The following is a 19,359-nucleotide window of genomic DNA, read 5'->3' on the forward strand; positions in this document are numbered from 1 at the left end:
GAAACCCCATGCCTCAGGTCGAAGCGATGTACTCGCTGTCGCCACAGCAGCGCGGGATGTTCGCGGGCGCACTCGCCGATTCGTCGCACGAGGGCACGCACATCGACCAGTTCGTGTTCACCCTGACCGGCTCGGTGGACCCCGGCCGGCTCGCGGCCGCCTGGCGCGCGGTGGTGCGCCGCCACGCGGCGCTGCGCACGGCGTTCGTGCTGGCCGACCGGGCCGAGCCGGTGCAGGTCGTGCTCGCCGCGGCCGATCTCGTGGTCGACACGCTCGACTGGCGCGACAGCACGGACCCCGGCGCGGAGCTGGACGACCTGCTGCGCGCCGAACGCGAGCGCGGGTTCGACCTGACGAAGCCGCCGCTGATGCGGGTCACCCTCGCCCGGGCCGCCGAGCAGCGGTGGAGCCTGGTGTGGACGGTGCACCACCTCGTCACCGACGGCTGGTGCATGCCACTGCTCGTCCGGCAGGTGCTCGACGCCTACCGCGCCGACGGCCCGGCGGAGGCCGCCCCGTCCTACCGCGACTACGTCGCCTGGATCCGCGCCCAGGACCCGGCCGCGGCGGAGAAGTTCTGGCGGGTGGCGCTCGAAGGCATCGCCGAGCCGACCCCGCTGGGCCCCGTCGTCGAGGACGAAGAGCCCGCCGCGCGGTCCTTCGCCGAGGCGGAGCGCGTGCTGCCCGCCGCCGGCCTCGACGCGCTGCGTGCGGTCGCCGCGCGCCAGCGGGTGACGCTCAGCTCCCTGGTCGAGGGCGCCTGGGCCGCGTTGCTCGCGAGCTACAGCGGCCGGGAGGACGTCGTGTTCGGCGTGACGGTCTCGGGGCGGCCGCCGTCGCTGCCCGGGGTCGAGGCGATGATCGGGCCGTTCTCCAACATCGTCCCGCTGCGCGTGCCGGTCGACCCGGCCACGCCGGTCGCCGAGTGGCTGCGCGGGCTGCAGCAGGAGCGGACCGGCGCGCAGCCGTTCGAGTACTGCGCGCTCGGCCAGATCCACGAGTGGTCGGGACTGCCGGGCGCGCAGCCGCTGTTCCACAGCGCGCTGACGTTCGAGAACTACCCCGTCGACCACGCCGTGCTCGCCGGGACCGAGCTGACCCTCGACACCGAGGACGTCGGGTTCGTCGCCGCGCGCTCGTCGTTCCCGCTCGTGCTGCTGGTGTTCCCCGGAACGGAGCTCTCCGTCCGCGCGGTGTTCGACTCCTCGCGACTGTCCACGGAGGACGTCGAGCGGGTGCTGGACCACCTCGTCGCGGTGCTGAGCGCCTATCCGGAGGCGATCGAGCGGCCGCTGGCGGAGCTGGTCGCGCGGGTGCCCGCGGAGCAGGCGCCGCGGCTGCGGGTCGCCGCGCGGGCCACCGGGCACCGCGGGGCGCGCAACGACCTGGAAGCCGCCGTCGCCGAAATCTTCGCGTCGGTGCTCGGCGTCGAGCGCATCGGCATCGACGACAGCTTCCTCGACCTCGGCGGCCACTCGCTGGTCGCGACCCAGATCGCCTCCCGGCTCAGGGAACGCTTCGAGATCGACATCCCGCTGCGGACGGTGTTCGACTCGCCGACGGTGGCCAGGCTGGCCAAGGTCGTCGCGAAGACCCTGCACGGCGCGGGGGAGCAGGACCTCGCGATCACCCCGCGCGAGGCGGGCGTACCGACCCCCGCGTCACCGGCCCAGCGCCGGCTGTGGTTCCTCGAACAACTGCACTCCGGGATCCCGTTCCACAACATGCCCGGCGGGTTCCGGCTCACCGGGCGGCTCGACCGGGACGCGCTGGAGCGCGCGTTCACCGAGATCGTCGCCCGCCACGAGGCGCTGCGCACGGTCTTCGCCACCACGGACGGCGGCCTGGTGCAGGTCGTGCGGCCCGAGGCGCGGATGGCGCTGGAGGTCGAGGACCTCGCCGGAGTGTCCGAAGAGGACTGGGAGAACGTGCTGCACCGCAGGGCCCTCGAGCTGGCGGCACCGCCGTTCGACCTGGCCGGCGGCCCGCTCCTGCGCGCCCAGCTGGTGCGCCGCACCGAAACCGACCACGGGCTGCTCGTCGCCGTGCACCACATCGTGTTCGACAGCTGGTCCCGGGGGATCTTCCTGCGCGAGCTGACCGCGCTCTACGAGACCTTCAGCGCGGGCGGGCAGCCCGCGCTGCCGCCGGTCGCGTTGCAGTTCGGCGACGTCGCCGCGTGGCAGGACCGGTGGCAGCACGGCCCCGCGGCCGAGGAGCAGATCGCCTACTGGCGCGACCGGCTCGCCGACGTGCCGGTGCTGGACCTGTTCGCCGACCACGTCCGCCCGGCGCTGCCGACGTTCCGCGGCGGGCACCGCCGCGTGCACGTGCCCGCCGAGCTGGTCGCGCGCCTGCGGGCGCTCGGGCAGGAGGAGAACGCGTCGGTCTTCATGGTGCTGCTCGCCGCGTTCGACCTGATCCTGCACCGCTACACGCGCCAGCAGGACATCGCCGTGGGTACCCCGGTCGCCAACCGCAACCGGTACGAGGCCGAGGACGTGCTGGGCTTCCTGCTCAACAGCGTCGTCCTGCGGATCGCGCTGAGCGGCGAGGTGTCGTTCCGCGAGCTGGTCGGCCGCGTGCGCGACGCCGCGCTCGGCGCGTTCGACCACCAGGACATCCCGTTCGAGCGCCTGGTCGAGGTGCTGCAGCCGACCCGCGACCTGGCGCACAACCCGTTGTTCCAGGCCACTTTCGCGGTGCAGCAGCTGCCCGCGAAGCGCCAGCGCGTCGGCGAGCTGGAGCTGACGCTGCTGGAGTTCGACTCGGGGATGACCCGGTTCGACATCGAGTGCAACTTCTACGAGTCCGAGGACGGCATGGTCGGCGTGTTCACCTACGCGACCGACCTGTTCGCCGAGGGCACGGTGGACGCGCTGTGCCGCCAGTACCTGAAGGTGCTGGAGCAGGCCACCGAGGCGGCCGGCGCCGACCGCCCGCTGACCGAGCTGCTGCCGCTGGACGAGGACGAGCGCGACGCGGTGGTCGACCGGCCCAACCGGACGGCCGTGGCGATGCCGCGGGACGTCTCGCTCACCGAGCTGTTCGAGGCCCAGGTCCGCCGCACCCCGGACGCCGTGGCCCTGGAGACACGCGCGGAGAAGCTGACCTTCGCGGAGCTGAACGCCCGCGCCAACCGCCTGGCCCGGCACCTGAGCGGGCTCGGTGCCGGCCGCGAGGTCCCGGTGGGCCTGCACCTGCCGCGGTCGGCGGACATGATCGTCGGCCTGCTGGCCATCCTCAAGACCGGCGGCTACTGCCTGCCGCTGGACGTGGCGTACCCGGCGCAGCGCCTGTCGTTCATGCTCTCCGACATCGGCGCGAAGATCGTCGTGGGCCACGGCGAACACCTCCGCGCGCTGGAAGGCGAGGAGTTCACCCCGGTCGCGCTCGACGAGGAGGCGGACGCCTGGGCCGGGCTCGCGGCCGGGAACCTGCCGGCCGCCGCCGGGCCGAAGAGCCTGGCGATCGTGGACTACACCTCGGGGTCCACCGGCCGGCCCAAGGGCGCGGGCATCCTGCACGAGAACGTGGTGCGCCTGCTGCACAACACGCGCGACCTGTCGGTCGGGCCGGAGTCGGTGACGCTGCAGCTGGCGTCGATCGCGTTCGACGTCGCGATGTTCGAGATCTGGGCCCCGCTGTTCCACGGCGGGCGGCTGGTGATGTGGGAGGGCGGCATCCCCACGGCGGCCGACCTCGGGGCGGCGATCGACGGCGGGGTCACCACCATCGTCCTCACCGCGACCCTCTTCAACACCGTCGTCGACCAGGACGTCACCCAGCTGGCCGGGCTGCCGCAGCTCATCGTCTGCGGGGAGCGGCCCTCCGTGCCGCACATCCGGCGCGCGCTGGCCGAACTGCCCGGCATCCGGATGTTCAACGGCTACGGCCCCACCGAGTGCACGACGTTCACGCACTACTACCCGATTCCGGCGGACCTGCCGGAGAACCGCCGCAACATCCCGCTCGGGCTGCCGATCGTCAACACCACCACGTACGTGCTCGACGAGCTGATGAACCCGCTGCCGCCAGGCATGCCGGGCGAGATCTTCGTCGGCGGCGAGGGACTGGCCCGCGGTTACCTCAACCGGCCGCGGCAGACCGCGGACCGGTTCGTGCCCAACCCGTTCGGCGGGGAGCCAGGCAGCCGCATCTACCGCACCGGCGACCTCGGCCGCTGGCTGCCCGACGGCAACCTGGAGTTCCTCGGCCGCGTCGACTCGCAGGTCAAGGTCCGCGGGCACCGCGTGGAGCCGGGCGAGATCGAGAAGGTGCTGGTGGACCACGACGGCGTGGCCGCGGCGGCGGTCGTCGCGCGCCGCGGCCGCGACGGCAGCAACCAGCTCGCCGCGTACCTCGTGCCCGCGCCGGGCTACCGCACCGACGTCCGCTCCGGCGGCGGCGAACGCCGCAAGGCCGACACCTGGCGCACGGTCTACGACGAGATCTACGGCGGGGGCGGGGCGCCCGAGCGCTTCCACAGCGCGGGCTGGAACTCCAGCTACACCGGCCGCCGCATCCCGGAGGAGCAGATGCGCGCCTGGGTGGCCGACACGGTCGCCCGCATCCGGTCGCTGCGGCCGCGGCGGATACTGGAGATCGGCTGCGGCACCGGCCTGCTGCTGTTCGAACTGCTCGGTGACGTGCGGGAGTACGTGGCCACGGACTTCTCGCGGTCCGCGCTCGACCACGTCCGCACGCACCTGCCCGTGGGTGCTCCGGTGACGCTGGCCGAGCGGTTCGCCGACGACCTGTCCGAGCTGCCGGACGGCGAGTTCGACGTCGTGGTGATCAACTCGGTCCTGCAGTACTTCCCGAGCGCCGCCTACGCCCGCCGCGTCCTCGACGGCGCGCTGAAGCTCGTCGCCCCGGGTGGGCACCTGTTCGTCGGCGACGTGCGGCACCAGGCGCTGCAGGAGGCGTTCCACACGTCGGTCCTGCTCTTCGGCGCGGACGCCGCGGACGAGCACACCGACCCGGCCGAGGTCCGCGCCGAGCTGGGCCGCCGCCTCGTGCAGGACGACGAGCTGACGCTGCACCCGGCCTTCTTCGCCGACTTCGCCGGTGGCCGCGCCGAGCTGCACCTCAAGGAGAGCGGCGTCGACACCGAGATGAACCGGTACCGCTACGACGTCGTCATCCCGCGCGACGAGGCGGCGGAACCCGCCGCGCCGACGGTGCGCGAGTTCGGCGGCCGGGCCGTGCCGCTGGCCGAGCTGACCGGGTTGCTGACCGGAGGCGGGTCGCGTGCGCTCGAGCTGCGGGGCCTGCGCAACGGCCGCGTCATCGCCCACGGCGAAGCCGCCGCCGCGTTGCGCGAGCCCGGCGCTGTCCGGCTGCTGTCGGAGCTGAAGGCGCTGGCGGGAGCCCCGGACTCCGGCATCGAGCCGCAGCAGCTGCGGGAGCTGGGCAAGTCGCACGGCTACGAGGTCGTGCTCTCCCCGTCGCTGGCCGACCCGCACTGCTTCGACGCCGCGTTGCGCCCCGCGGGCACCGGTACCGGACGGCTCACCGTGCCGCCCCGCCTCGGCGACGCGCCGGACCCCGCCACCTGGGCGTCCGACCCGATGCGCGTCGAGGAGGAGCGCGAGCTGATCGCCCGCGTCCGGGCGTGGGTCTCCGAGCGGCTGCCGGACTACATGAAGCCCGCCAGCACGCAGGTGCTCGAGGTGCTGCCGCTGACCAGCACCGGCAAGCTCGACCGCGGGGCGCTGCCCGAGGCGATCGAGGCCCGCCAGCACACCTACGTCGCCCCGCGCCAGTCCGACGAGGAGCTGATGGCCGGGATCTGGGCGCAGGTGCTCGGCGTGGAGCGGGTCGGCATGCTGGACGACTTCTTCTCCCTCGGCGGGCATTCGCTGCTGGCCACGGAGGTGGTGGCGAAGGCCCGCGAGGCGTTCGGCACCGAGGTCCCGCTGGCCGCCCTGTTCGAGGCACCCACGGTGGCTCAGCTGTGCGCGCGGCTCCGGGAAAGCGACGCACCCGCCGCCGCGCCGATCGCGGTCCTGCCCCGGACCCCGGCCCGCGCCGAAGGGAGCCGGGGATGACGGCCACCGGACGCGTCGCGCCGGACGAGACGTACCTGCTGCCGACCTCCTTCGTGCAGCGGGGCGTGTGGGACGTCGCCCGGCTCGCGCCCCGGCACGCGGTGCTCGCCGTGCCGGAGGCGTTGCGGCTCAAGGGCAAGCTCGACCGGACGGCGCTGCGGCGCGCGCTGGACGAGCTGGTGCGCCGCCACGAATCCCTGCGCTCGACGTTCCGGGAGGCCGACGGCGAGCTGGTGGCCGAGGTGCACGCGCACGCCGAGGTCGAGCTGGAGCGGGCCGGCCCGGTCCCGGCCCCGGACGGTCCGCTCGAGGAGGCGCCGGCCCCGCCGGAGCTGACGCACGCGCCGCTGCTGCGGGTGCGGCTGTTCGAACTCGGCCACGACGACCACGTGGTGCTGGTGGTGAGCCACCTGATGGTCTACGACGCCGCCTCGCGCGACATCCTCACCCGCGAACTGGGCCTGCTGTACCGGGCTTACGCGCTCGGGACGGACCCGGCGCTGCCACCGCTTCCCTTCCAGTACGCGGATGTGGCGAACTGGCAGAACGACTCGATCGCCCGCGGTGCCTACTCGGGGCAGCTCCACCACTGGCGCCGGGTGCTCGCCGGGCTGCCGCGGCCGTCCCTGCCGGGAAGTCCCGGCGCGGACCGCTTCGCGGCGCAGGTGCACCGGGGGCGGCTGGACGAGCCGCTGCTCGCGGCGGCCACCGAGAGCGGCAGGAGCTCCGACGCCAGCCTGTTCATGGTGCTGCTGTCGGTGTACCACGCCCTTCTCGCGGGAATCGGCGGCAGCGCGGACTTCGCGATCGGCACGCCGGTGCTGTGCCGCGACCGGCCCGAGTTCCAGGGCATCGTCGGCCGCTTCGTCAACCACGTCGCCATCCGGGCCGAGTCCACATCGGACACCCGGTTCGCCGCGCTGCTGTCCCGGGTCCGCCGCGCCTCGCTCGACGCGTTCGCCCACCGCGACCTGCCACTGGAGTACCTGCAGGCACAGCTGCTGCCCGGCACGGCTAGCACCGACGACCCGTGGTTCCGCGCCACCTTCGTGCTGCACTCGCCCGCCGCGGGTGAGCTGACGCTGCCGGGTCTGAGCATCGCGCGCCATCCCGTGTCGCGCGCCGCCGCCCGTTACGACCTGGAACTGCACGTGTGGCCGACCGGCGACGGCGCCGAGGTCCAGCTGCTGCGCCGGACCGGGGTGCTCTCCGCCGCGACGGGGGACCGGCTCGCCGCCGGTTTCGCCGAGGCCGTGCGCGCCGCGGTGACCGATCCCGCCCGGCCCGTCGGGGAACTGGGCTCCCGGCTCGCCCCGAGAAAGGAGAACGACCGATGACCGGCACCGAAACCCGGGCACCGCACTACACGGTGGTGCGCAACGCGGAGGACCAGTACTCGGTGTGGCCGCTCGCCCGCGAGATCCCGGCGGGCTGGACCGCGTCGGACTTCGTCGGCACCCGCGACGAGTGCCTCGACCACATCGAGCGGATCTGGACCGACCCGCGGCCGCGCAGCGTCCGCGAGGCGATGCGCGACCGAGAGGGAGACCGGTCATGACGGAAGCGCGGTCGCTCTGGTTCCCGTTCGTCAAGCCGCAGGAGCAGGCGCGCCTGCGGCTCTTCTGCTTCCCCTACGCCGGAGGCGGCGCCACCGTGTTCCGCACCTGGCAGGACGCGCTCGGGTCCGAGGTCGAGGTGTGCGCGGTGCAATTGCCCGGCCGGGAGACGCGGTTCCGCGAGGCGGCCCACCGCGCGATGGAGCCGCTGGTCGACGCGCTCGTGCCGGTGATGGAACCGTTGCTGGACAAGCCCTACGCCGTCGCCGGCTACAGCATGGGTGCGGCCATCGCGCACGAGGTCGCGGTGCGGCTGACCGAACGCGGCCGGCCGCCGGAGCACTTCTTCGCCTGCGCGCGCACCAGCCCGTTCCTGCCGCCGGACTTCCCGGTCTACGAGCACACCACCGACGACGACATCTGGTCGCGGCTGCGCGAGCTGGGCGGGATGCCGGCCGCCACGCTGGACAACCCGGAGCTGCGGGAGCTCGTGCTGCCGCAGGTGCGGGCGGACCTCGAGCTGAACTTCACCTACCGGCCGCGCCCCGGCCGGCTGCACGACTGCCCCGTGACCGCGTTCGGCGGCCGTGCCGACGCCGGGGTCACCGAAGAGGAGGTGCTCGCCTGGGCGGAGGCGACTCGCGGCCCGTTCCGCGTGCGCCTGTTCGACGGTGGCCACTTCTTCCTCCGCGAGGACGGCGAGGAGCTGCTCGCCGAGATCCGCGGCGACCTCGGCGCCGTGCTCGCGCCCCGGTCCTGACCCGCAAGAAAGTCCGACACCGGAAGGAAACGAAAGCGATGACCGAGCCTGCCGCACCTGCGGCCGAGTCCGCTCCCGCGCCGCTGAGCCAGCGGCAGATCATGACCGTGCTGGGCGGGCTGATCCTCGGCACGATGCTGTCCGCGCTGGACCAGTCGATCGTCGGCGTGGCGCTGCCGAAGATCGTCAGCGACGTCGGCGGGCTGGACAGCCTGTCGTGGGTGGTGACCGCGTACCTGCTCACCTCGACCGCGACGACCCCGTTGTGGGGCAAGGTGTCCGACCTCTACGGCCGCCGCCTGATGTTCCAGGTCGCCATCGTCACCTTCCTCGCCGGGTCGGCCGTCTGCGGGTTTTCGGGCAACATGGGCGTGCTCATCGCGGGCCGCGCGGTGCAGGGCATCGGCGGCGGCGGGCTGCTGGCCATCGCGCTGGCCCTGATCGGCGACATCATCCCGCCGCGCGAACGCGGGAAGTACCAGGGCCTGTTCGGCGCCGCGTTCGGCGTCGCCAGCGTGCTCGGGCCGCTGCTGGGCGGGTTCTTCAGCGACGGACCCGGCTGGCGCTGGGTGTTCTTCATCAACCTGCCCCTCGGGCTGGTCGCGCTCGTGGTGACCTCGGTGGCACTGCGCATCCCGACCGTGGTGCGCCGCCACGACATCGACTACGTCGGCTCGAGCCTGCTCGTCGCGGCCGTGACCGCGCTGCTGCTCTACCTGAGCTGGGCGAGCGGGAAGTTCGGCTGGGGCGACCCGCGATCGCTCGCGTTGCTGATCGGCGCGGTGCTGCTGGCCGTGGCCGCCCTCCTCGTCGAGCGCCGGGTGGCCGAGCCGGTGATCCCGCTGCCGCTGTTCCGCCAGTCCACCTTCAGCCTCGGCAACGTCTACTCCTTCGTCGCCGGAATCGCGATGTTCGGCGCGATCATCTACCTGCCGCTGTACCTGCAGACGGTCAAGGGGATGTCGTCCACGGAGTCGGGGCTCGCGATGCTGCCCGCCGTGGTCGGCATCCTCCTCACCTCCACGTGGTCCGGCGCGGCGATCACCAGGACCGGCCGCTACAAGATCCACTTGATCACCGGCAGCGTGCTGATGGCGGGCGGTCTCGGCCTGCTCGCCACGCTCGGCACCGCCACCCCCTACGGCCTCATCGCGATCTACATGTTCGTCTGCGGGGCCGGGCTCGGCCTGACGCTGCAGAACATGACGACCGCGGTGCAGAACTCGGTGACCGCCGCGGACATGGGGGTCGCCACCGGCGCGGTGACGTTCTTCCGGTCGATGGGCGGCGCGATCGGCACCGCCGTGCTCGGCGCCGTGCTGTCGAACCGCCTCACCCACCACCTGCGGGAGCAGTTCGGGGAGGCGCCGGCCACGGGCGGGACCGGGTTCTCGCTCGACAACGTGGCCGCGATCCGGCAGCTGCCCGGCGCGGTCCGGGACAAGGTCCTCGAGGCGTTCTCCGGTTCGCTGGGCGACGTGTTCCTGGCGTGCGTGCCGGCGGTGGTCGTGTCGCTGGTCGCCGTCTCGTTCCTGCGGGAGATCCCGCTGCGCGGCGGCGGCGGCGCGCCGGCCGCGCCGGACGGCGATTAGCGAGCCGAGCCGGCCGGGGACCGCCCCGGCCGCGACCCCCGGAAGAGAGGCGATGCCGGTGCGGCCCGGATGCGCACCCGCGGTGTTCACGCGTACGGGGGCCGCGCCGCCCCTGCGGCTGTTCGGCCGCGACGACGAGGTCGAGTCCCTGCGCGCCGTGCTGCGGAAGGTCCACAGTGGACACCAGGGCAGCCGGGCGGCCGGCCTCCACCTGTTCGGCGAGCCGGGTGCCGGGCGCACGGTGCTGCTGGACCGGGCCACGGAGCTGGCGGGGCCGGACACCCCGGTGCTGTGCTGTGGTGGCGTGGCGGCGGAGGCGAGCACGCCCTACGCCGGCCTGCAGCCGCTGCTGATCCGCCTCCTGCCGCGGCTGGGCACGCTGTCGGAGACGCACCGCGCCGCCGTCGCGGCGGCGCTCGACGGCGGCCCGGCCGACCCGGCGCGGGTCGGGCTGGCGCTGCTCGACCTCGTCGCCACCGAGACCGCGGTGTCCGGGCCGCAGCTGCTGCTCGTCGACGACACGCAGTGGTTCGACGAGCGCAGCCGGGTCGCCTTGTTCACGGCCACGCGCCGGTTCCACCGCGCGCCGGTCGCGGTGGTGCTGTCCACCGCGCTGCCGCTGGGGGAGCGCCTGCCGCGGGCCGCGGCCGACAGCGGCCTGCCGCCGCTGGCCGTGCCCCCGCTGGCCGACGACGCGGCCCGCGCGCTCGTGCTCGCCGCCGTCGGCCGGTCCGGTCCGCCGGGACCGCCGCCGGAGGAGGTGGTGCGGCGCCTGCTCGACGAGGCCGAGGGAAATCCCCTGGTACTGCTGGAACTGTGTGCCGCGCTGAACGAGGGCGAACTGTCCGGAGTGCTGCCGCTGCCGGAGTACCTGGCCTCGGGCTGCCGGCTGCCCGAGCTCATCGGGCCGCCCGTGCGGCCCCGGCCCGCGGGCACCGCGACCCTGCTGCTGGCGGCCGCCGCCGACCGCACGGGCAGTGTGCCGGTGCTGATCGAGGCGGCCACGCGGCTCGGCGTCGACGGGGCGGCGGTGCTGGCGGAAGCCGAGCGGCGGGGGCAGCTCGTGGTGCGGGAGCAGGAGGTGACGTTCCCGCGCCGGATCCTGCGCTCCATCGTGTACCACTCGGCGTCGCTGGACTCGCGCCGCGCCGTGCACCGGGCACTGGCCGAGGTGCTGGCGCGCCATCCGGACGAACGGGTCCGCCACCGCGCCGCGGCGACCGCCGGCTTCGACGAGGAGGTGGCCGCGGAGCTGGCGGGAGTGGGGGCGCGGGCGCGCCGCGGCGGTCGACCGCTGGACGCGTCGGACGCCTACGCCGCCGCGGCGGAGCTGTCCGGCACGTCCTCGACCCGCACCCGGTATCTCACCGAGGCCGCGTGGTGCGCCTGGTTCGCGGGGTGCCCGGCTCGCGCGCAAAAGCTGCAGAACGAGATGCAGGCGGTCGCGGAATGTCCGGAAGCGCTCGCGGCGGCGAGCGAGCTGAAGGCGGTGCTCGACAACGCCAACGGCTTGGTGCGCACCGCCTACCACGAGCTGCTGGACTCCGCCGACGGCCTGGCGGCCGACGACCGGACGGCGGCCGCCGACCTGCTGGTGATGGCGGCCGGCTGCGCGCTGACCCTGGGGGACCGCCCCGGCCTGCTCGCCGCGGGCGAGGCGCTCGGGCGCCTGCCGCTGTCCGCGGACGCCCCGGCGCGGGTGCTGGGCGAGGCCCTCACCGAGCTGGCTCACGGCCGGTTTCCCGAAGGCGGCAGGCTCGCGGCGGTGTCCCCGCACTGGCTGCGCCCGCCGGCCACCCGGCCGTGGATCTGGCCGCCGGTCGTGGTGCCCCGGCTGCTGGGCAACGTCTGGCGCACGTCGGCGGCACTGCGGCGATCGGGTGAGACGGTGCGCTCCCGCGCTCAGCTCGGGGCGTTGCCGATGCTGGTCGCCACGGCCGCGGGCAACGACATCGCCGACTCGCATTGGCAGACCGTGCACTCCGACGCGGTGGCGGCCCGCGATCTCGCCGAACAGCTGGGCCAGACCGGGGCGCTGGTGCAGTTGCAGGCCGTGCTCGCGTGGTCGGCCGCGATCGGCGGCCGCGCCCGGGAATGCCGTGAGGCCGCGGAGTTCGTGCTGGCGGAAGCTTCGCCTCGCGGCATCGCTTCCGCGGCGGCGGTGGCTCACTGGGCGCTCGCCCTGCTGGCCGAAGCCGAGGGCTCGCCGCAGGAAGCCGCGGTGCGGCTGCTGAACGTGGTCTCGCCGGAAAGTGCCGGACACCATTTCCTGATCGCCCAGCTGGTGCTGCCGGACCTCGTCGGCGCCCTGGTCCGGGCCGGTGACCGGGAAGGGGCGCGGGAGGTGCTGGACCGCCACGAGCACGCCATCCTCCGTGACGCGCCCGAACTGCGCTCGTTGTGGCACCGATGCCGGGCACTGCTGGCCGACGACGATCCCGAGGCGGCCGGACGCCACTTCGCCGCGGCGCTCGCCGAGGACTCGCCGTCCCTGTTCGACCGCGCGAGAACCCTGCTGCTGCACGGCAAATGGCTCCGCCGTCAGCGACGGGTCATCGAGGCCCGCGGCGAACTGCGGGCCGCACTGGACCTGTTCACCTTCCTCGAAGCGCGGCCGTGGATCGAGGACACGCGCACGGAACTGCGGGCGGCGGGCGCACCGACCGCGGCGGCGGCGGAGCGGATGGTGGAGCTGACACCGCGGGAACAGGAGATCATGGAGCTGGCCGCGCAAGGCCTGTCCAACAAGGAGATCGGTGCCCGGCTCTTCCTGTCCGTGCGCACCGTGGGCTACCACCTGCACAAGATCTTCCCCAAGTTCGGGATCACGTCACGCCACCAGCTGAAGGACCTGTCCCGTGCCGCGTCGATCCCCAGGTGAAAGTTGCGTCCACGGCGTTTCCGCCACCCCGGCCGCAAGCGGCTGCTCGCCGGGTTGGTTGCCGCCGGGCTGCTGGACCCGTCGGCCGCGCTGGTCGGCTCCACGCGCCCGCGGGTCCTCGACGGAGGGGACCACACCGGGCGCAGCCCGGTCGAGCACGGCTCGGGCCTCGGCACCGTCCGCCGGCCCGTGGAACGGCCTTTCGCCTGGCTCAAGGACTTCCGCTACCCGCGCCGGACGACGAGCCGACGTCCATTCCGAACGGACGCCTAAGCGGGTCTTTAGCCCGATCGCGGAGAATGGCAGCGCCGGCCCGGTCGTACCCGGGACGCCCGACGAGAGGACCGAGATGTCGCTTGCCGATCCCGTGCCTGCCTTCACCGAGGCGGTGTCCGGCGCCGTGCCCGTTCCGGAGCCCGGTGACGCCGCCGAGTCCCTGGTGCTGGAGGATCTGACCGAGGACGTCGACTTGCAGTACCACGCCGTCGTGCCGCCGGGTCCGGGCCTCGGCGACCACAACACCTACGACAGCACCTTTTCCGACGCCGAGGGCAACGTCCTCGGCACGCTCAAGGGCGCGGGCTGGAAGGTGCTGGTCCGGGAGAGCGACGGGCACCTGATGTCGTTCTACACCGAGCGCGCGGTGTTCCCGGACGGAGAGGTCCAGACCACGGGCTGGGTCGACGTGCAGGCCATCCTGGAGGGGAAGTGGCAGTCCCTCTACGCGGTCGGCATCAGCGGCCGCTACCTGGGGCTGGTGGGGACCCGTGACCTGAAGGGCGAGATCCCGCGCAAGCGCTTCCGCGCCAACTTCAAGCTGTACCGCCACGGCTGAGCAGCGCGACGCCTGGCCGGCCACGCTGCCGGTCAGGCGTCGCGGGTCAGCCCGTGGGGCGAAGCACGCGCGCGTCGTCGGCGGACAGGATCGCGGTGTGCAGGTCCTGGGCGGCACGACACGGGTCGAGGCCCAGATCGGCCCGGAGCCGGGTGCGCAGCGCCTGGTAGACGTTGAGCGCCTCCGCCCGGCGGCCGCAGCGGTAGTACGCCAGCATCAGCTGCTGGTAGAACGGTTCGTGCAGCGGGTGCTGCCGGACGAGGCCCGGTAGCCGGCTCGTCAGCTCGTGGTGCTGCCCGAGGGCGTGCAGGCAGTCCACGAGGAGTTCTTTGCACTCCAGGCGGGTTTCGTCGAGCCACGTGAGGAAGCCGGCGGTGACGGGCCCGAGCTCGCCGGCGGGCCGCCAGGTTCCCTCCGACAGGGCCAGCGCTTCTCGCAGCAGGGGCACCGCGTCGCCGTGCCGGCCCGCCGTCGCGCAGGCGCGGGCGCGGAACACGGCGGACCGGAACTCGTGCCGGTCGGTGGCCTCCGGCGGCGCGTGCAGCACGTAACCGGGGAAGACGGTGGAGAGCGGCTGCGCGCCCGGGTCCACCGAGGACAGGAACTTCCGCAACTGCGACACGTACACGTGAATCGTCGCGATCGCTCTTCTGGGGGGCCGCTGATCCCACACTTCGGTGATCAGCTGGTCGACGGACACGACCTGGTTGGCCTGCACGAGCAGGGCCATCAGGACCGACTCCACTTTCGGTGCGGTCAGGCGCTGTGGCGCCTGTCCTGGCGCACCGATGACGTGGAGCCGGCCCAGCATCTCGTAGCGCACGCGGGCTCCCGGTAAGGCAGGTGATCGGTTGTCACCACCGACGGTGGCAGGTCCCAATCTAGGGAACCGCGGGAGCCCGGGGCATCTGTCAGATGACCGGCGTAACCGGCCAATGTGGTTATCCGTCGTGCGGCCCCAGCCACCGGGCCAACGCCGCCTCGAGTCCCGCCTCGTCCGCGGGTTCGCCACGGCCCGCCGACCAGGCCACGTGCCCGTCCGGCCGCACGAGGAGCGCCGAAAACGCCGCCAGCTCGCCGTCGGGAGCCCCGGCCTCCACGACGTCCACCCGCTCGCCCCACCGCGCGGCCGCCTTGCCGAACGCGGGTTCCCCGGCCAGGTTCAGCAGCACGCCCTTCGCGTCCCGCAGCAGGCCCAGCGTGTCGCGGGTGGACCCGTCGGCGAGCACCACGGTCGCGGGCGGCACGCGGCTGCCGACGAGCGGCCCGCCGCCCAGGTCGTAGCGGACGCCGAGCGCGCTGATCTCCGCCGACATCCGCCGGTTCGCCTCGGGCACGGCCAGCAGCTCGGCCACGACGGTGCGCAGGGACTCGGTCTCCGGCCCGCCGCGCATGAGCGCGTCCTGGGCGCGGGTGTTGAGCAGCACGCGGGCGGCCACCGGGTGCCGTTCGTCGTGGTAGCTGTCGAGCAGGCCCGCCGGCGCCCGGCCGGTGACCTCCGCGGCGAGCTTCCAGCCGAGGTTCACCGCGTCCTGGATCCCCATGTTGAGGCCCTGGCCGCCGAACGGCGGGTGCACGTGGGCGGCGTCGCCCGCCAGCAGGACGCGCCCCCGGCGGTACCGCGTGACCTGCCGGGTGCCGTTGCCGAAGCTGCTCAGCCAGACGGGTGTGGTGCCGGACAGGTCGATCCCCGCGATCGCGTGCACCACCCGCCGCACCTCGTCGAACGCCGGGGCGGCGGGCCGCCGGGCGGGGGCCCGGCCGAACTCGCCCGCGATGATGCGCACCAGGTCCGGCCGGTCCTCGGACAGCGTCACCACGGACATCGCGAGCCAGCCGTGCTCGCCGCGCACGTACGGGAACGGCCGCCCGCGCAGTGCCGGCAGGTCGGCGGGCAGGCCGGCGACGTCGGCCAGCAGGATCTCGGTGGTCGAGGACGTGCCGGGGAAGTCGAACCCGGCCAGCCGCCGGACCGTGCTGCGGCCGCCGTCGCAGCCGACGACGTAGCCGGCCCGCAGCCGCCGCACCTCACCGGAGCTCTCCCGCACGGTGACGGTGACACCGCCCGAGTCCTGTTCGAGGTCCGCCACGGTGTGCCCGCGCAGCACCCGCGCGCCGAGCTCCTCGGCCCACGCGGAAAGCGTCTTCTCCACGAGGGCCTGCGGCAGCAGCAGCACGGCCTCGGGCGAGCCGAACACGCCGAGATCGAGCCCGACCGGCAGCAGCGCGAAGTGGCTGATCCGGCCGAACCGGTGGTCGGGAAAGCGGTCCAGGATGCCGCGCTGGCGCCAGACCTCGACGGTGCGGGCGTACACGCCGGGCGCGCGGGACTGGCCCGCGGGCGCCGGCTGGGCCTCCAGCACGGTGACCTCGGCGCCGCCGAGGCGCAGTTCGGCGGCGAGCATCAGCCCGACCGGGCCGCCGCCCGCCACGATCACCTGGGTTGCGGTGCTCACGGAACTCTCCTTCGGGTCAGCGGATCGCGAGCTCGGCGCCGACGTGCCGGGCCAGCTGGACGGGCGTGGGGTGTTCCAGCACCACCGCCGGAGGCAGCAGCAGCCGCGTCAGCTTCACGAGGCGGTTGTGCAGCTCCAGCGCGGAGAACGAGGACAGGCCCAGCAGGATCAGGTCGTCGTCGGGGGCGACGGCGTCGTGGCCGAGGACGTCGGCGCAGTGCCGCCGGACCACGTCGAGGAGCACGGTCTCCTGCTCCTCGGCCGACTTTCCGGCCAGCAGCTCCAGCAAAGGGGTCTCCGGCTCCCCGGCGTCGCCGGGATCGGCCGGGCGACGGCACCAGGCGGCGAGAGCGGGCAGCAGCAGGGAGATCGCCGCGCGGTGCTCCGCGCCGTCGACGCCGAGCAGCTCGGTGATCTTGTCGAGGTCCTCGTGTTCCATCGCCTGCCACAGCACGTCCGTCTCGCCCCGCGGGCCGGGCACCGGACGCAGCCAGAAGCGGTCGCGGCGGAACGGGTAGGGCGGCAGGGGCAGGAACCCGGCGCCGGGCAGCAGCGCGGTCCAGTCGACGGGCACCCCGGAGCTCCACAGGCGGCCGAGCCCGGCGAGCAGCCGTCGTGCCTGCGGCTTGCGCCGCTGGGCCAGGGAGATCGTGACGGGCGCGGCGGCGCCCAGCGTCTCGGCCACGGCGGCCGAGAGCGCCGGGTGCGGTCCGATCTCCAGCACGTGCGTGACGCCCTCCTCGGCGAGGGTGGCCAGCCCGGCGGCGAACCGGACCGTGCCGCGGACGTGCCCGACCCAGTGTTCCGGCGTGGTGAGCGTGCTCGGTCCGGCGATCCGGCCGGTGACGTTGGTGACGACCGGGATCTCCGGTTCGCGGTAGGCGAGCCCGGCGGCGAACCGGCCGAACTCGGGCAGGATCGGGTCGAGGTGCGCGGAGTGGAACGCGTGGCTGACGGTGAGGGGCCGGGTCCGGTGCCCGCGGCCGGCCAGCCGGGCGGCGAGTGCGGTCACGGCCTCGCCGTCGCCGGAGACGACGACGGAGCCCGGAGTGTTCACCGCCGCGATCTCGGCTCCGGGTGCCAGCTCCGCCAGCACCTCCTCCTCGCTCGCCGTGACGGAGGCCATCGCGCCGCCCTCGGGCACCGACTGCATGAGCCCGGAGCGGGCGGACACCAGCCGCACGGCGTCCACTTCGGACAGAACGCCCGCCACGTGGGCCGCGACGATCTCGCCGAGCGAGTGTCCGATGAGGACGTCGGCGCGGACGCCGAGCGTCTCCACCAGGCGGTAGAGCGCGACCTCGAACGCGAAGAGCGCGGGCTGGGTGAAGGCGGTGGTGTCGAGCAGTGCGGCCGGCTCGCTGCCGGGGCCGGCGAACATGACCTCGCGCAGGGGACGCGGCAGGTGCGGGTCGAACCGCTCGCACAGCCGGTCCAGGGTCTCGGCGAACACCGGGTAGGTGGCGTACAGCTCCGCGCCCATCCCGGCCCACTGCGCACCCTGGCCGGTGAACATCACCGCGACCTTCGGCTCACCGCCCGCCACGCCCTGCTGGGCCGTGGTGGAGGTTTCGCCCCGCGCGAGGACGTCGAGCCCGCGGGCCAGTTCGCCGGCGTCGGCCCCGGCGACCACGGCGCGGTGGGCGAACGCCGTCCGGTGGCCCGCCAGCGTGCGGGCCGCCGCGGCGAGGTCCAGGCCGGGCCGGTCGTCGAGCAGCCCCCGGAAGCGGGCCGCGTGCTCCCGCAACGAAGCCTCGGACTTCGCGGAGAGCACCCACGCCACGGGTCCGTCCGCAGGCGCCGGCGGCGGTGTCTCCCCGGGAGCGGGGGCCTCCTCGACGATGACGTGGGCGTTGGTGCCGCTGATGCCGAACGACGAGACCCCGGCGCGCCGCGGCCGCCCGCCGGAAGGCCACGGCCGGGCTTCCGGCAGCAGCGCGACCCCGCCGTCCCAGTCGACGAGCCCGGACGGCGGGTCCGCGTGCAGCGTGGGCGGCAGCACGCCGTGGCGCATCGCCAGGAGCGTCTTGATGATGCCGCCGACCCCGGCCGCGGCCTGGGTGTGCCCGACGTTGGACTTCAGCGAGCCCAGCCACAGCGGCGACTCCGGCGAGTGCGCGGGCCCGTAGACCGCCTGCACCGCCTGGACCTCGATCGGGTCGCCGAGCCGCGTGCCGGTGCCGTGGCCCTCGACGGCGTCGACGTCGGCGGGGGACAGGCCCGCGTCGGCCAGCGCCGCGCGGATCACCTGCTGCTGCGCCGGGCCGCTGGGCGCGGTGAGCCCGTTGGAGGAGCCGTCCTGGTTGGTCGCGCTGCCCCGCAGCACGCCGAGGACCGGGTAACCGAGCCGCCGGGCGTCGGACAGCCGGGCCAGCACCAGCACGCCCGCGCCCTCGGCGAGCCCGGTGCCGTCGGCGTCGCGGCCGAAGGCGCGGCACCGGCCGTCGGAGGACAGCCCCCGCTGCCGCGAGAACTCGAGGAACGTGCTGGGGGTGGCCATCACGGTGGCCCCGCCCGCGACGGCGACGTCGCACTCGCCCGACCGCAGTGCCTGGCACGCGAGGTGGGTGGCCACCAGTGAGGACGAGCACGCGGTGTCCACGCTGACCGCGGGGCCGGTGAAGCCGAACGTGTAGGCGACGCGCCCGGACGCCACGCTGCCCGCGGTGCCGGTGAGCAGGTGGCCCTCCAGCTCCGCCGGCACCGTGCCGGGCGCGGCGTAGCCGGAGTCGAAGACCCCGGTGAACACGCCGGTGCGGCTGCCGCGCAGGGACGTCGGGACGAGGCCGGCGTACTCGAACGCCTCCCACGTCGTCTCCAGCAGCAGCCGCTGCTGCGGGTCCATGGCGAGCGCCTCGCGGGGGCTGATGCCGAAGAACGCCGGGTCGAACTCGCCCGCGTCGTCGAGGAACCCGCCGCGCCGCACCCGGACCGTGCCGGTGCGGTCGGCGCCGGGCTCGTCGAACTCCTCGACGGCCCAGCCGCGGTCGGCGGGGAACTCCCCGATGGCCTCGCGGCCCTCGGCGACCAGCCGCCACAGGTCCTCCGGGCCGCGCACGCCGCCGGGGTAGCGGCAGGCCAGGCCGAGCACCGCGACCGGTTCGCGGCGGGCGGTCTTCAGCCGCTCCAGCTCCTCCTGCGTCTCGTACAGCTCGCCGGTGACGCGTTTGAGGTAACCGAGGAGTTTCCCGGGGTCGGCGTGGTCGCCGGTCGTCTCACTGGACAT

The 19,359-nt window shown here is 74.2% G+C and carries 11 protein-coding genes; 8 read left to right on the plus strand and 3 right to left on the minus strand.

Annotated features, from left to right (window positions below; translation table 11 throughout):
- Positions 1-8: 8 nt before the first annotated feature.
- The 8 genes from ACGFMK_RS34460 (at position 9) to ACGFMK_RS34495 (ending at position 13,677) form a co-directional block, all read left to right on the plus strand.
- Entirely contained in the window at positions 9-6,053 is a 6,045-nt protein-coding gene (locus ACGFMK_RS34460; RefSeq protein WP_392772287.1) for an amino acid adenylation domain-containing protein, read from the plus strand.
- Positions 6,050-7,390, plus strand: a complete 1,341-nt coding sequence (locus tag ACGFMK_RS34465; RefSeq protein ID WP_392772290.1) for a condensation domain-containing protein — start codon at positions 6,050-6,052, stop codon at positions 7,388-7,390. Before ACGFMK_RS34460 ends, ACGFMK_RS34465 begins: the two co-directional genes overlap by 4 nt.
- Positions 7,387-7,611 carry an MbtH family protein gene (locus tag ACGFMK_RS34470; RefSeq protein ID WP_392772293.1) on the plus strand — a complete coding sequence of 75 codons (225 nt, stop codon included), beginning with the start codon at positions 7,387-7,389 and terminating at the stop codon, positions 7,609-7,611. Before ACGFMK_RS34465 ends, ACGFMK_RS34470 begins: the two co-directional genes overlap by 4 nt.
- Positions 7,608-8,369, plus strand: coding sequence for a thioesterase II family protein (locus ACGFMK_RS34475; RefSeq protein WP_392772295.1), 762 nt, complete (start codon positions 7,608-7,610; stop codon positions 8,367-8,369). The genes ACGFMK_RS34470 and ACGFMK_RS34475 overlap by 4 nt, the downstream gene beginning before the upstream one ends.
- Before the next feature lie 38 nt (positions 8,370-8,407).
- Positions 8,408-9,961 (plus strand): MDR family MFS transporter, encoded by a 1,554-nt coding sequence (locus ACGFMK_RS34480; RefSeq protein WP_392772298.1) that lies wholly within the window; start codon positions 8,408-8,410, stop codon positions 9,959-9,961.
- Positions 9,962-10,043: 82 nt separating this feature from the next.
- On the plus strand, positions 10,044-12,842 hold the full coding sequence (locus ACGFMK_RS34485; RefSeq protein ID WP_392772301.1) for a LuxR C-terminal-related transcriptional regulator: 2,799 nt from the start codon (positions 10,044-10,046) through the stop codon (positions 12,840-12,842).
- Positions 12,843-12,845: 3 nt separating this feature from the next.
- Complete coding sequence (locus ACGFMK_RS34490) at positions 12,846-13,115, plus strand: hypothetical protein (RefSeq protein ID WP_392772304.1); 270 nt, start codon at positions 12,846-12,848, stop codon at positions 13,113-13,115.
- 76 nt (positions 13,116-13,191) lie between these two features.
- The gene (locus tag ACGFMK_RS34495) at positions 13,192-13,677 is read left to right on the plus strand and encodes a hypothetical protein (RefSeq protein ID WP_392772307.1); all 486 of its coding nucleotides are present in this window, start codon (positions 13,192-13,194) and stop codon (positions 13,675-13,677) included.
- A 46-nt stretch (positions 13,678-13,723) separates the two neighbouring features.
- Here ACGFMK_RS34495 and ACGFMK_RS34500 read toward each other — a convergent pair whose 3' ends face one another.
- The 3 genes from ACGFMK_RS34500 to ACGFMK_RS34510 all read right to left on the minus strand — a co-directional run bounded on the left by ACGFMK_RS34500 (position 13,724) and on the right by ACGFMK_RS34510 (position 19,359).
- On the minus strand, positions 13,724-14,500 hold the full coding sequence (locus ACGFMK_RS34500; RefSeq protein ID WP_392772310.1) for a BTAD domain-containing putative transcriptional regulator: 777 nt from the start codon (positions 14,498-14,500) through the stop codon (positions 13,724-13,726).
- 118 nt (positions 14,501-14,618) lie between these two features.
- Positions 14,619-16,133: an FAD-dependent monooxygenase gene (locus tag ACGFMK_RS34505; protein ID WP_392772312.1), complete on the minus strand. Its 1,515-nt coding sequence runs from the start codon at positions 16,131-16,133 to the stop codon at positions 14,619-14,621.
- A 16-nt stretch (positions 16,134-16,149) separates the two neighbouring features.
- Positions 16,150-19,359 (minus strand): type I polyketide synthase, encoded by a 3,210-nt coding sequence (locus ACGFMK_RS34510; protein ID WP_392772315.1) that lies wholly within the window; start codon positions 19,357-19,359, stop codon positions 16,150-16,152.

Origin of the sequence: Amycolatopsis sp. NPDC049252, from assembly GCF_043197175.1 — a bacterium.
In the GTDB taxonomy this organism is placed as follows: Bacteria; Actinomycetota; Actinomycetes; order Mycobacteriales; family Pseudonocardiaceae; genus Amycolatopsis.